Genomic DNA, 12615 nt, shown 5'->3' with positions numbered 1-12615 from the left:
CTGACGTCCTGCGTGGTGATCAATATTCCTGCGTCGCGAACGCTTCAGCGACCGCCCTCGAACGGTCTGCTCGCGCCGTTGTTCGGTCGTCAGAGGTCAGTCCCAAAGAGTCGCCGCCGACGCGTGGGCCGCGTGCGTAGGGTCCGGGCACCGAGGCGGGCCGAGAGCCGAGGGCCGCCGCAGTCAACGGCAGACAAGGGAGGCGCAGTGGCGAGTGTGGAAGTGTCGCTGAAGGAAATGATGGCCGGGGTCGAGGGATCGCTGGGGGCCGCCGTGGTCGACTACACCAGCGGAATGGCGCTGGGCACGCTCGGCGGGGGCAAGGATCTCGACCTGACCGTCGCCGCGGCCGGGAACACGGATGTCATCCGGGCCAAGGTGCGCACCATGGAGCAGCTGGGGCTCAAGGGGCAGATCGAGGACATCCTGATCACGCTGGACCGCCAGTACCACCTGATCCGTCTGATCACCGGCCGCACGGGCAACGGGCTGTTCCTCTATCTCGTCCTGGACAAGGCCCGTTCGAACCTGGCCATGGCCCGCCACCAGCTCAAGCGGGTCGAGCAGGCCATCGAGATCTAGCGCGCCCCGGAGCCCCGGCGGCGACGCACGCCCGTCATGTGAAGACTTCTTCAAGTCACCACATCAGCATGATTCCAATGTGCGTTCGTGCCGGGCCCGCGGAGTGAAGGATCGACCTCCGAGGGCGGCCTGCGGCGCGGTGGGGTCTCCGGACCCCGCCGCGCCACGGCGGCCGCGCTCTTCACCCACCCGACCAGGAGCGAGCACCCATGCAGGCCCCCCTCTACCAGGTCAAGGCAGAGTTCTTCCGCATGCTCGGCCACCCCGTGCGCATCCGGGTGCTGGAGCTCCTCCAGTACGGTCCGGTGTCCGTGCGGGACCTGCTGGCGGACATCGAGATCGAACCGTCCAGCCTGTCGCAGCAGTTGGCCGTGTTGCGGCGCTCCGGCATCGTGGTCTCCATGCGGGAGGGCTCCACCGTCCGCTACGCGCTCGCCGGGGGAGACGTCGCCGAACTCCTGCGCGCCGCCCGCCGTATCCTCACCGAACTCCTCACCGGCCAGAACCAGCTCCTCGCCGAGCTCCAGGAGGCCGACGCCCCGGCGCGGCAGCCCCTGCACACCAACAGGTGACGTCAGTGCGCCGCTACGGCGTGCTCGTGCTCGCAGGCGTCGTCGATGCCGTAGGTGTCCCATGCCGGGAAGGGGTCGACGGCCGGGATGTCCTCTCCGGGAGCCAAGAGGCAGGCCGTGAGCGCCCGGTGGAGGGCCGACGGCTCCAACCGTGTGCCGATGAACACCAGTTCCTGCGCGTAGGGCGCCTCGTCGTCCCGTGCCGCCGACGGCTCGAAGCGGGCCACCGCGCCGGCCTGCGACCACAGGCCCGTCACCTGCGGGCGGCTGGCCAGGGTGAAGAACCCCTTCGAGCGCAGGACGCGGCCGTACGCTCCGCCGTCCATCTCCTCCGTCACGAACGTCCACAACCGGCCCGGGTGGAAGGGGAGTTCGGAGCGGAAGACGGTGGAAGAGACGCCGTACTCCTCGGTCTCCGGGACGTGCTCGCCGTTGAGCTCCTGGACCCAGCCCGGTGCCTGCTGGGCCCGGTCGAGGTCGAACAGCCCGGTGCCCAGGACCTGTCGGAGGTCCACCCGGGCGTGGCGGGCGTCGACGATCCGGGCGACGGGGTTGAGGCGGCGCAGTGCCGCCCGCAGCCGGTCGGCGGTGTCCGGGTCCACCAGGTCGAGCTTGTTGAGCACGATGACGTCCGCGAACTCGACCTGGTCGACGAGGAGATCGCTGACCGTGCGCTCGTCGTCCTCGAAGGGGGCCAGACCGCGCTCGGCGAGTTCGTCCCCGCGGTCCAGCTCGGGCAGGAAGTTGGCGGCGTCGACCACGGTGACCATGGTGTCGAGGCGGGCGACGTCCCCGAGTGTGGCGCCGTCGTCACGGGCGAAGGCGAAGGTGGCCGCCACCGGCATGGGTTCCGAGATGCCCGAGGACTCGATGAGGAGATGGTCGAAGCGGCCCTCCCGGGCCAGCCGGTCCACCTCCTCCAGCAGGTCGTCGCGGAGGGTGCAGCAGATGCAGCCGTTGGTCATCTCGACCAGGCGCTCCTCGGTCCGCGACAGCGCGGCCTCGCCGCCCCGCACCAGGGCGGCGTCGATGTTGACCTCGCTCATGTCGTTGACGATCACGGCGACCCGCAGGCCCTCGCGGTTGGCCAGGACATGGTTGAGCAGGGTGGTCTTGCCCGCCCCGAGGAATCCGGACAGGACGGTGACCGGGAGACGGTCGTACGACGGCACCGGCTCAGCCCTCGGGACGCAGCAGGCCGCGCTCGTACGCCTTGACCAGGTTCTGCGGTACGAGGTGGCGCGCGCCGTCGATCGTGACGGGCACCAGCGACGGGGTGGCCGCCTTCCACTGGGCGCGGCGGTGGCGGGTGTTGCTGCGGGACATCTTCCGCTTGGGGACAGCCATGGCAGGGACCTCCTCGATGGGACGGCGGGCGGGCACCGAGGACGCTACATGAAAATGGATCCCATTAACAATTGGCCGTGGGTGAGGGAAGGGCTCGTCGTAAGGTGGGCGCGTGACCGACAGCAGCAGGCGGCCCCTCGCCGTGTTCGACCTGGACAACACCCTCGCGGACACCGCCCACCGGCAGCGTTTCCTGGAGGAGAAGCCCCGCGACTGGGACGGGTTCTTCGCCGCCGCCCCCGCCGACCCGCCGATCCCGCAGGGCATCGCCCTGGTTCTGGAGCACGCCCGGGAGTGCGAGATCGTCTACCTCACCGGGCGGCCCGAGCGGTGCCGGCGGGACACCCTCGACTGGCTCGCCGCGCAGGGGCTGCCCGAGGGCCGCGTCCACATGCGGCGGGACGCAGGGCGGGCGGGCGGGGGCAGAGGTGACCGCAGGCCCGCCCGGCGCACCAAGCTGGAGATCCTCCGCCGCCTCGGCCGCACCCGGGAGATCCGGGTGCTGGTGGACGACGACGAGCTGGTCTGCCAGGACGCCGAACAGGCCGGATTCACCGTCGTACGGGCGCGCTGGACCGCCCCTTCCGCCGCGCTGCGAACCGCGCAGGAGCGGGAGGGGCGGACCTGAGGGCCGTCAGGATCCGAGGACCGTCAGTCGGACTCCTCCAGGCGGAAGCCGACCTTGAGCCCCACTTGCCAGTGCGCGACCTGACCGTCCTCGATCTGACCCCGCACCTGTGTCACCTCGAACCAGTCGAGATTGCGCAGGGTCTGCGAGGCACGGCCGATGCCGTTGCGGATCGCCTGGTCGACTCCGTCGGGCGAGGTGCCGACGATCTCGGTCACCCGATAGGTGTGATTCGTCATGGATCCACCGTGCCCCAGGTGACGGCGGAGCGCGAGCCGTCCGTCACCGCACCCTGCTCAGCGACAGCGCGAACCGGCCTTCCTCGTCCGTCCACCAGTGGGCCAACTCCATTCCGGCGGCGGACAGTTCCGCCCGCACGCCGTCCTTCCGGAACTTCGCCGAGATCTCGGTGTGCAGCTCCTCGCCCGCCGCGAAGTCGACGGCGAGGTCCAGCGCGGGGATCTTCACCGTCTGCGAGACCCGGGAGCGCAGCCGCATCTCGATCCACTCGTTCTCCGCGTCCCACAGCGCCACATGGTCGAAGGCGCCGGGGTCGAAGTCGGCGCCCAGTTCACGGTCGACGACGGTCAGGACGTTCTTGTTGAACTCCGCCGTCACGCCCGCCGCGTCGTCGTACGCCCTGACCAGCACCTTCTCGTCCTTGACGAGGTCCGTGCCGAGCAGCAGGGCGTCGCCGGGGGAGAGCAGGGCGCGGACCGAGGCGAAGAACTCCGCGCGCTCGGCGGGCAGCAGATTGCCGATCGTGCCACCGAGGAACGCCAGCAGCCGGGGTCCCGGCGTCTCGGGCAGGGCGAGTTCGGCCGTGAAGTCGGCGATCAGGGCGTGCACGTTCAGCCCGGGCCGCTCCTCGATCAGCGCGTGTCCGGCCTGGGTGAGGGCGCTCTCGCTGACGTCGACGGGCACGTACGTGTGCAGTCCGGTCAGCGCGTCGATGACGTACCGCGTCTTCTCCGAGGAGCCCGAGCCCAGCTCGACCAGGGTGCGGGCGCCGGAGGCCGCGGCGATCTCGGCGGCGCGCGCGACGAGGATCTCCCGCTCGGCGCGGGTCGGGTAGTACTCGGGCAACTCGGTGATCCGGTCGAAGAGTTCGCTGCCGTGGGCGTCGTAGAACCACTTCGGCGGGAGGGTCTTCGGGGTGTGGGTCAGGCCGCGCAGGACGTCGGCGCGCAGGGCGGCCTCCGTGGCGTCCTCGGGCAGGGTGCGGGTGAGAAGGAACGGGCTCACGTGCGGGGCTCCTTCAGTGGTTCCACGGACGGTTCCTTGAGCGGGGTGAGCAGCACGTCCGTGCGGCTCGCCGCGAGCAGCGTGCGGTCGGGGACCTCCTGCCAGTGCGGATCGTCGTCGTAGGGCTCGGAGGCCACGACCGTGCCCCGGGGGCAGGTCAGGTACCAGAGGGTGTCGCCCCAGGTGGTCGCGGCGATCGACTCGCCGTTGGTGAGAAGGAGGTTGAGGCGGGAGCCGGGGGCCGCCTCGGCGACCCCCAGGACCGTGTCCGCCAGCGCCTGGCCCTCCTCGTCACCGGCGCGCAGCCGGGCGAGGACGAGGGCCCAGACGAACGCCGAGTCGTTGCGGGCCTCCATCGCCAGCAGGTCGGCGGCGGGGATCGTGTCCGTCAGGGGCGCCAGGGAGCGCGGCCAGCCCTTGACCGCCCCGTTGTGGCTGAACAGCCACGGGCCGCTCGCGTACGGCGCCGCCGCGGCCTCGGCGTCCGCGCCCGCCAGAGTGGCGTCCCGGACCGCCGCGAGCAGCGCCGGGGCGCGGACCACCCGGGCGAGATCGGCGAAGGACTGGTCCGCCCAGATCGGCCCGGCCCGCCGGTAACGCGCCGGCACCGGGTCGCCCTCGGCGTACCAACCGACGCCGAAACCATCGGCGTTGACCGTGCCGTACCGCTGCCGTCGGGGCGCCCAGGACTGCCGGTACAGGCTGTGCGGGGGCGCCACGAGGAGTTGGCCGAGCGGCTCCTCGGGGCCCAGGTACGCCAGATGACGGCACATCAGACGCCCTCCGCGGAACGGGCGGTGCGGAAGCCGGAGAAGATCTGCCGCCGGATCGGGTAGTCCCAGTTGCGGAACGTCCCCCGGCAGGCCACCGGGTCCACGGCGAACGAACCGCCGCGCAGCACCTTGTACTCGGGGCCGAAGAACACCTCCGAGTACTCCTTGTACGGGAACACCTCGAAGCCCGGGTACGGCAGGAAGTCGCTCGCCGTCCACTCCCACACGTCACCGATCAACTGGCGTACCCCCAGCGGCGATTCACCCTCCGGGTAGCTGCCCGCCGGGGCCGGGCGCAGATGCCGCTGGCCCAGGTTGGCGTGCTCGGGACCCGGGTCGGCGTCGCCCCACGGATAGCGCGTCGAGCGGTCGGAGACGGGGTCGTGGCGGGCGGCCTTCTCCCACTCGGACTCCGTGGGCAGCCGCCGCCCGGCCCAGCGGGCGTACGCGTCGGCCTCGTACCAACTGACGTGCAGCACCGGCTCGTCGGGCGGTACGGTCTCGGTGACGCCGAAGCGGCGGCGCAGCCATCGGTCGCCCTCGCGGCGCCAGAACAGCGGGGCGTCGATGTCGTGCTGCCGGATGTGCGCCCAGCCGGCCGGCGCCCACCACCGGTCGACCCGGTAGCCGCCGTCCTCGATGAACTCCTGGTAGGCCTCGTTGGTGACCGGGGCCGTGTCGATCCAGAACGGCGCCACCTCCCGCCGGTGCGCCGGGCGTTCGTTGTCCAGCGCCCACGGCTCGGTGGAGGTGCCCATCGTGAACGGGCCGCCGGGGACCAGGACTTCGGCCGGGCCGGCGGACAGCGGCGCCGGAGCCGGGTCGGGGGCGGTCAGGGCCTGGGGGCCCCTGCGGAGCTGATGGGTGATCAGCATCGTCTCGTCGTGCTGCTGTTCGTGCTGCGCGACCATCCCGAAGGCGAAGCCCGCCTCCGTCAGCCGCGTTCCGTCGAAGGCGGCGCCCTCCAGCAGGTCCAGGACCCGGCCGCGCACCTCCGCCGCGTACCGGCGGGCCTCGTCGGGCGGCAGCAGCGGCAGCCTCGGCCTTTCGGAGCGCGGGTGCTCGAAGGCGTCGTACAGGCCGTCGATCTCGGGACGGATCGCCTCCCGCCCCCCGACGGACCGCAGCAGCCAGATCTCCTCCTGGTTGCCGATGTGCGCGAGGTCCCACACCAGCGGGGACATCAGCGGCGAGTGCTGCGCGGTCAGGTCGGGGTCCTCCACACAGCTGGTCAGCAGTGTGGTGCGGTCGCGGGCGGTGGTCAGGGTGGTGAGTGCCCGGACGCGGAGCGCCTCGGTGTCGTCGGTCATCGGCCGATGTCCTTCCCGTGCAGGCGTTCCAGCAGATCGTCGGCGGGGCAGCGGCCCTGGAGGACATAGCGCTCCAGATACGCCGTCACGGCACCGGTGACCTCGGCGGTGGCGCCGAGCCGGGGCAGGGCGTCGAGGGCGGCCGTGAAGCACTCGACGGCCACGTCGCGCAGCTCCGGGTCGGCGAGGCCGGTGCGGGCCGCGTCGAGCCACAGCGGGTTGTGCGGCGCGGGCAGTCCCAGTGCCCGCTCCGCGAGGGGCTTCACCGCCCGGTAGGCGGTCTCGGCGGCCTCGGGGTCGTCGAACAGGGCCGTCGTCACGGCGAGCGGCACGATCCAGCCGTCGTCGCCGGGCTGCGCGTCGATCATCCGCAACTCGATGTGACCACGCGGTCTGACCGGCGGGAACAGGGTGGTGATGTGGTAGTCGAGATCCTCCCGGGTCGGCGGCCTCGGCGTACCGGAGCGGGTCCACTCGCGGAACGTCATGTCGTCCGGGACGTCCCACGCCCGGCCGTCCTGCCGGACGCACATCACCGGCGCGTCCAGCACATGCCGCGCCCAGGCCTCACGCGGGTCGCCGTCCAGCGGGGGAGCGCCCGCGCGGCCCGCGCCGATCTCCATCCACAGCAGCTGCCGGGTGGAGACCCAGCCGGTCGGTTCCCGCCCGACGAGGGGGGAGTTGGCGAACGCGGCGACCAGGACCGCGCCCAGCTGGTGCGAGAGCCACCAACGCCGGCCGTGCCCGAGCGGGCCCGGCTCCTCGTACCCGGCGTCCAGGCACACCTGCACGGACGCCGAGGTGCACATCATGGCCCGCCCGGCCGGGCCCGTGCGGTCGAGGCAGGCCTCCATCGCGTCGTAGCGGGGCTCGTGCAGATAGCGGCGGGGCGAGTGCCAGGGATCGTGGCCGACGCCGACGAGGCCGAGATCGTGCCCGGCGAGCGTCCTGCGGACGGCGTCGAGGTCGGCGGAGACGGTACCGATGCACTCCATCAGGGAGGCGGCGGGGGGCGAGCTGAGCTCCAGCTGGCCACCGGGCTCGACGGTGAGCGCCGACCTCAGGGGCACGGTCTCCAGTGCGGCATAGGCCGCTGCGAGTCGTTCGGGTGTGACGGGGAGCTGCGGTATGCGCAGCTCGTGGACGAGCCATTCCACCTCGACCCCCACCGTGCGGGGCGGTCCGGTCTTGAAGCAGATGCCCCTGACCAGGGCCTCCACCTCGGCGGCGGACAGAGCGGTGCGGGGCTCCGTACAGTCGCTACAGTCGGTAACCGAATCGGACATGTCGGGATCCTCCTGAGATTCCACCATGCCACCGAGCCGGGTGTGGTCGGCCCGGTCGGCATAACTCGTCCCACCCAAAACCCTCGAAGCGATTCGCACAAGGGTGCACATCGTCGCAATCGGGGCCGAAGATCGCCGTTTCCTGAGCGTTCTCCGGGTGTTTCGAGGCCGGGAAACTCCGTTGCACCGTATGACCAGCATCGCCCACGATGCCTGCATGAGCACGACGGGGGAGCGCGCACGGCGCGCGCTCGCGGCGCCTACGGGGGTGGCGCCATGAGCGCGCGCCTGCGCGGCATCGCACAGCAGACGCAACAGATCGTCGAGACGGGGTCCTATCGCGCGCCTGACGGACGCGAGGTGACCATCGCGGCGGAGACCGAGGCCGCACGGGCCGGTACCCGCATGTACGGGCCGGGGCCCGTTCCGGTGCCGTCCTGGGCGCCGGCCGCCCTGTCCGTCGAGGTCACCGGCGAGAGCAGCCTGGAGGCCGCCCGCCGGCTCGGCGGCGTCGTGGCGGTCCTGAACTTCGCCTCCGCCCGCAACCCGGGCGGCGGCTTCTTCAACGGCGCCCAGGCCCAGGAGGAGGCCCTGTGCCGGGCCTCCGCGCTCTACGCGTGCGTGCGGGAGACCCGGGACTTCTACGACCACCACCGCGCCCACCGCGACGCCTTCTACACCGACCGTGTCATCCACTCACCGGCCGTGCCCGTATTCCGGGACGACCGCGGCCGTCTGCTGGACGAGCCGTACTTCGCCGGGTTCCTGACGGCGGCCGCGCCGAACGCGGGGGTCATACGGCGTACGACGCCCGACCGCGTCCCCGAGGTCCCGGCGGCCCTCGCCGTCCGCGCCGAGCGGGTGCTGGAGGTCGCGGCGGCCGAGGGGTACCGGCGGCTGGTGCTGGGCGCGTGGGGCTGCGGGGTGTTCCAGAACGATCCGGCGCAGGTGGCAGGGGCCTTCCACGCGCTGCTGGGGCCGGGCGGACGGTTCGCGTCGGCCTTCGAGCACGTGGTGTTCGGGGTCCTGGACCGCACCAGGGACGCGGGGACGCTCAGAGCCTTCGAGAAGGTGTTTCAGGTCCAGCCGTAGCGCTCGTGCAGCCGCTGCCGGACCAGGTTGAACCGGCCGCGGTCCAGCGCGCACGCCTCGCGGCGCATACCGTCCTCGTGCAGCCGCAGGACGCGGTCCACGTCCACCCAGGAGTCGCGGCCCGACTTGTCCCAGGGCCCGCTGCCGATCGCCACCCACTCGCGGTCGCCGTCGTGCCGCTTGCTGGACAGCTGCACGGCGAGGAAGGTCCCGCCCGCCTCCCTGGCCACCACCAGCACGGGCCGGTCCTTGCCCCGCCCGTCGTTCTCCTCGAAGGGCACCCAGGTCCACACGATCTCCCCGGGGTCCGGGTCACCGTCGTGGGCGGGCGAGTACTCGGTGCGCACGCGGCCCACCTCGCGGGGGTCGGCCTCGACGGTCGCGGTGGGGCCGAAGCGGCCGGGGACGTTCTCATCGGTAAACGCAGTCACGGGGGCACCTTAAGGGGTGCCCCCGTGAGCGCTGTCGGCTAGTTCTCCTCTACGGGTACTTTCTGCGACGGAGGCGGCGACGCGAGCCCGTTCAGGGACGAAGTCCCGGCCGGCGCCTGCCCGTTCTGGTTCATGGACGCCAGCAGCTGACGGGCCAGACCCAGCCCGGTGCCGCCCATGGTGAGCGCCTTGGCGAACATGTCCGCCACCCCGTCGGCGCCGTTGAGCACCACCATGTTGTCGACGTTGCCGAACGCGGACGCGCCCGCCTGGACGATCTCCGGCCAGTTCTCGGCGAGTTGCTGCGCGACCACGGCCTCCTGGTTCTCGGCGAGAGCCGCGGCCCGCGCCTTGATGGCCTCCGCCTCCGCGAGACCCCTGGCCTTCGTCGCCTCGGCCTCCGCCAGACCCCTGGCCTGGGCGGCAGCGGCCTCCGCCTCACCGGTGGCCCGCGTCGAGGCGGCCGTCGCCGCGCCGCGCGCCTTGGTGGCCTCGGCCTCGGCGCTCGCCGCGGCCTTGACCCGGGTAGCCTCGGCGACGGCCGCCAGCTCGGTCTCCTTCGCCTTGGCCTCGGCCCCCGAGATCCGCGCGTCGCGCTCGGCCTCGGCCAGCGTGCGCTTCTCGTACGCCTTGGCGTCCGCGGGCTTGCGCACATCCGCCTGGAGCTGCTGCTCCCGCCGGTGCGCCTCCAGTTCGGCGACCCGGGTCTCCTGGACGACGACCTCCTGCCGGGCCGCCGCGTCGGCGAGCGGTCCCGCCTGCTGGGCCTTGGCGGCGGCCTTGTCGCGCTCGGCCTGGTAGCCGGCCTGGAGGATCTCGCTGTCCCGGGTGGCCTCCGCCATCCGCGCGAACGACTGCTGCTCGGCCTCGGTGGCCAGCCGGTTCGCCTCCGCCTGGGCGATCCGCGCGTCCCGCTGGACGGCGGCCGCGTGCGGCATCGCCAGGTTCTGGATGTACCCGGTCGGGTCCTCGATCTCATGGATCTGAAGCGAGTCCACGATCAGACCCAGCTTCTCCATCTCGGTGCCGCACGCGGCACGCGTCTGCCCGGTCAGCTTCTCCCGGTCGCGGATCATGTCCTCGACCGTCAACCCGCCCACGATGGACCGCAGATGGCCGGCGAACACGTTGTGCACCCGCTCCGCCATCAGCTTTTGCTGGTCGAGGAAACGGCGCCCCGCGTTGGCGATCGACACGAAGTCGTCGCCCACCTTGAAGATGACCACGCCCCGCACCTTGAGCGGAATGCCCTGGTGGGTCACACAGTCCACGTGCAGCTCGGTCTCGTTGAGGTCGAGCGAGAGCTTGCGCACCGCCTGCACACCCGGCAGCACCAGGGTGCCGCGCCCCGTGACGATGCGGAACCCCATGCCTTCCTCAAGGCCCTCGGTCCTGTGCTTGGAACCGGAGATGATGAGCGCCTCGTTGGGCTCGGCCACCCGCCACATCATCTTGAACACACCGATCAGCGCGAGGAGAGCCACTACGGCGATCCCCGCAACGACGCCGATGACCATCGGCATTCGCCCCCTTTGCATGGTGCCCTTTCGGCACCGAACGAAGGGAGTGTGCGCCTCGCCGACGGCCAGGTACAGACCCTTGCGGATCCTTGTCGCAACCTTGACGCATACGGCTCTCACCTGCGAAGGAGCATGCTCAACTGTCGTACGCGGCCTGGACGTAGACGGTCCTCGGCGCCTGGTACTCCACCACCATCACGAGGGTGCCGCGCTCGATACGGTCCGTGCCGGTGGCCGCGTAGGCGAGAAAGTGCTCGGCGCCGCCGCGCACCCGGACGATCACCTCGCCGACGAGCCCGGGCCCGACCGTTCCGGTGACCCGCCCCATGAGCCCGACCATCGACGCATCGTCCATGGTCACAGGGTAAGCGCCGAACACCGTCACACGGCCGGGGAATCCGTCGCCGGTACCGTGCCCGGCCACACCTCGTGCCAGCGCAGCTCCGCCTCCAGCTGCGCGGCCAGCGAGAGGAGCAGCGGCTCGCTGTTCGCGGGGCCGAGCAACTGCGCCCCGACCGGCAGCCCTTGACCGACGAACCCGGCGGGGACGTTGACCCCGGGCCACCCCAGCACGTTCCACGGCCATGCGTAGGGACAGGCGGCGATCATCGCGCGGTCGGTGGCCAGCCCGCTCAGGTTCAGCATCGCGCCGACGCGGGGCGGGGGAGCGGCCGTGGTCGGCGCGAGGATGACGTCGTACGACGTGAAGAAGCCGCCGATACGGCGGTGCAGGACCGCCTCCGCACGCCGTGCCGCCCGCAGCGGGGCCCCGCCGAGCAGCCGGCCGAGCCGGGCCGCGTCCCGGGTGCGCCGGTCCAGCAGCGCGGGGAAGGGCGCCTCGCCGACCCGCTCGGCCAGACCCACCGTGGCGCGCGGGATGAAGGTGAGCCCGATCTGCCCGTACGGCGGGTCGGCCTCCTCGACCGTGTGCCCCAACGCGGCGAGTTTCTCGGCGAGTTCGACGACCTTCGCCCGCACCTCGGGCTGGAGCCGCGCGGGCAGCGCGGTGAACGGCGGCTTCAGGGCGAGCGCGATGCGCAGCCGGCCCGGGTCGCGCCCGACCGCGGCGGAGGCGTCGACCGCCGGCGGCCGGTGCGGGTCGAGATCGTGGTTGCCGCTCGCCGCGTCCAGCAGGAGCGCGGCGTCGGCGACCGTGCGGGCGAGCGTGCCGTTGACGGTGATGCCCTGGAAGGACTCGCCGCGCGGCCAGGTGGAGATACGGCCGCGCTGCGGCTTGATGCCGATGAGATGGGTCCAGGAGGCCGGGATGCGCACCGACCCGGCGCCGTCCGAACCGAGCGCGGCCGGAACCAGCCCGGCGGCGACGGCGGCGGCCGAACCGCCCGAGGAGCCGCCCGGGGTGTGCTCGGCGCTCCACGGATTGCGGGTCGTGCCGAACGCGGGCCCCTCGGTGAAGGGCCACTGCCCGAACTCGCAGGTGTTGGTCTTGCCGACGACGATCGCCCCGGCCGCCCGCAACCGCCGTACGGCCTCCCCGTCCCGGGCCACCGGCGGGAAGTCCCCCTGGCAGCCGAACGCGGTCGGCTCACCCGCCACGTCCATGTCGTCCTTGACGGCGACGGGTACGCCGAGCAGCGGCCTGCGCACTCCGGCGGCCAACTCCTTGTCCGCGGCGTCCGCTTCGGCGAGGGCGGCCTCGGCGCGGACGACCCGGAAGGCGTTGAGGGTGGACCGGGTGGCGTCGATCCGCTCCAGGGCCCGCTCCACCAGGGCCCGGGCGGTCACCTCCCCGTCGGCCAGCGCGCGGGCGGACTCCGCCAGACCTGCGGCACGGTCGAGCGTCATGGGAACTCCTCCGCTTCCGGGAG

The 12615-nt window shown here is 72.2% G+C and carries 15 protein-coding genes; 4 read left to right on the top strand and 11 right to left on the bottom strand.

From position 1 onward, the window contains the following. The first annotated feature begins 207 nt into the window (after positions 1-207). Both ABZ928_RS05840 and ABZ928_RS05835 read left to right on the top strand, forming a co-directional pair. Positions 208-582 carry a hypothetical protein gene (locus ABZ928_RS05840; RefSeq protein WP_361515261.1) on the top strand — a complete coding sequence of 125 codons (375 nt, stop codon included), beginning with the start codon at positions 208-210 and terminating at the stop codon, positions 580-582. 209 nt (positions 583-791) lie between these two features. Next, the gene (locus tag ABZ928_RS05835) at positions 792-1154 is read left to right on the top strand and encodes a metalloregulator ArsR/SmtB family transcription factor (RefSeq protein WP_361515260.1); all 363 of its coding nucleotides are present in this window, start codon (positions 792-794) and stop codon (positions 1152-1154) included. Positions 1155-1156: 2 nt separating this feature from the next. Here ABZ928_RS05835 and ABZ928_RS05830 read toward each other — a convergent pair whose 3' ends face one another. Together ABZ928_RS05830 and rpmF are read right to left on the bottom strand one after the other, a co-directional pair. After that, the gene (locus tag ABZ928_RS05830) at positions 1157-2326 is read right to left on the bottom strand and encodes a GTP-binding protein (protein ID WP_361515259.1); all 1170 of its coding nucleotides are present in this window, start codon (positions 2324-2326) and stop codon (positions 1157-1159) included. A gap of 4 nt (positions 2327-2330) precedes the next feature. Continuing rightward, on the bottom strand, positions 2331-2501 hold the full coding sequence (gene rpmF / locus ABZ928_RS05825) for a 50S ribosomal protein L32 (protein ID WP_361515258.1): 171 nt from the start codon (positions 2499-2501) through the stop codon (positions 2331-2333). A 112-nt stretch (positions 2502-2613) separates the two neighbouring features. On the opposite strand from rpmF, the gene ABZ928_RS05820 reads away from it, so the two are divergent. After that, positions 2614-3129: a hypothetical protein gene (locus ABZ928_RS05820; protein ID WP_361515257.1), complete on the top strand. Its 516-nt coding sequence runs from the start codon at positions 2614-2616 to the stop codon at positions 3127-3129. A 23-nt stretch (positions 3130-3152) separates the two neighbouring features. Here the strand turns inward: ABZ928_RS05820 and ABZ928_RS05815 are convergent, their stop codons facing one another. From ABZ928_RS05815 to egtA, 5 genes are read right to left on the bottom strand one after another with little or no spacing between them, the layout of a single operon-like run. Then, complete coding sequence (locus ABZ928_RS05815; RefSeq protein ID WP_289925238.1) at positions 3153-3368, bottom strand: dodecin; 216 nt, start codon at positions 3366-3368, stop codon at positions 3153-3155. A gap of 43 nt (positions 3369-3411) precedes the next feature. Continuing rightward, entirely contained in the window at positions 3412-4374 is a 963-nt protein-coding gene (gene egtD / locus ABZ928_RS05810) for an L-histidine N(alpha)-methyltransferase (protein WP_361515256.1), read from the bottom strand. After that, positions 4371-5147 carry an ergothioneine biosynthesis protein EgtC gene (gene egtC / locus ABZ928_RS05805; RefSeq protein ID WP_361515255.1) on the bottom strand — a complete coding sequence of 259 codons (777 nt, stop codon included), beginning with the start codon at positions 5145-5147 and terminating at the stop codon, positions 4371-4373. Before egtC ends, egtD begins: the two co-directional genes overlap by 4 nt. After that, on the bottom strand, positions 5147-6457 hold the full coding sequence (gene egtB, locus ABZ928_RS05800) for an ergothioneine biosynthesis protein EgtB (protein WP_361515254.1): 1311 nt from the start codon (positions 6455-6457) through the stop codon (positions 5147-5149). Before egtB ends, egtC begins: the two co-directional genes overlap by 1 nt. Then, positions 6454-7743 carry an ergothioneine biosynthesis glutamate--cysteine ligase EgtA gene (egtA, locus tag ABZ928_RS05795; protein WP_361515253.1) on the bottom strand — a complete coding sequence of 430 codons (1290 nt, stop codon included), beginning with the start codon at positions 7741-7743 and terminating at the stop codon, positions 6454-6456. Before egtA ends, egtB begins: the two co-directional genes overlap by 4 nt. A 276-nt stretch (positions 7744-8019) precedes the next feature. On the opposite strand from egtA, the gene ABZ928_RS05790 reads away from it, so the two are divergent. After that, entirely contained in the window at positions 8020-8835 is an 816-nt protein-coding gene (locus tag ABZ928_RS05790) for a TIGR02452 family protein (protein ID WP_361515252.1), read from the top strand. Here the strand turns inward: ABZ928_RS05790 and ABZ928_RS05785 are convergent. From ABZ928_RS05785 to ABZ928_RS05770, 4 genes are all read right to left on the bottom strand, one after another. Next, positions 8820-9266 (bottom strand): type II toxin-antitoxin system PemK/MazF family toxin, encoded by a 447-nt coding sequence (locus ABZ928_RS05785; RefSeq protein ID WP_361515251.1) that lies wholly within the window; start codon positions 9264-9266, stop codon positions 8820-8822. The two genes, ABZ928_RS05790 and ABZ928_RS05785, sit on opposite strands and share 16 nt — an antisense overlap. A gap of 38 nt (positions 9267-9304) precedes the next feature. After that, positions 9305-10789, bottom strand: a complete 1485-nt coding sequence (locus ABZ928_RS05780) for an SPFH domain-containing protein (RefSeq protein WP_361515250.1) — start codon at positions 10787-10789, stop codon at positions 9305-9307. A 133-nt stretch (positions 10790-10922) separates the two neighbouring features. Continuing rightward, positions 10923-11141: a hypothetical protein gene (locus ABZ928_RS05775; protein ID WP_361515249.1), complete on the bottom strand. Its 219-nt coding sequence runs from the start codon at positions 11139-11141 to the stop codon at positions 10923-10925. A 26-nt stretch (positions 11142-11167) separates the two neighbouring features. Then, entirely contained in the window at positions 11168-12592 is a 1425-nt protein-coding gene (locus ABZ928_RS05770; RefSeq protein ID WP_361515248.1) for an amidase, read from the bottom strand. Positions 12593-12615 lie beyond the last annotated feature (23 nt).

The sequence above is a fragment of the Streptomyces sp. NPDC046909 genome (assembly GCF_040644695.1).
Classification (GTDB): Bacteria; Actinomycetota; Actinomycetes; order Streptomycetales; family Streptomycetaceae; genus Streptomyces.
The sequence above is the reverse complement of the archived record's forward strand: the minus strand, read 5'-3'. Positions and strand labels throughout refer to the sequence as shown.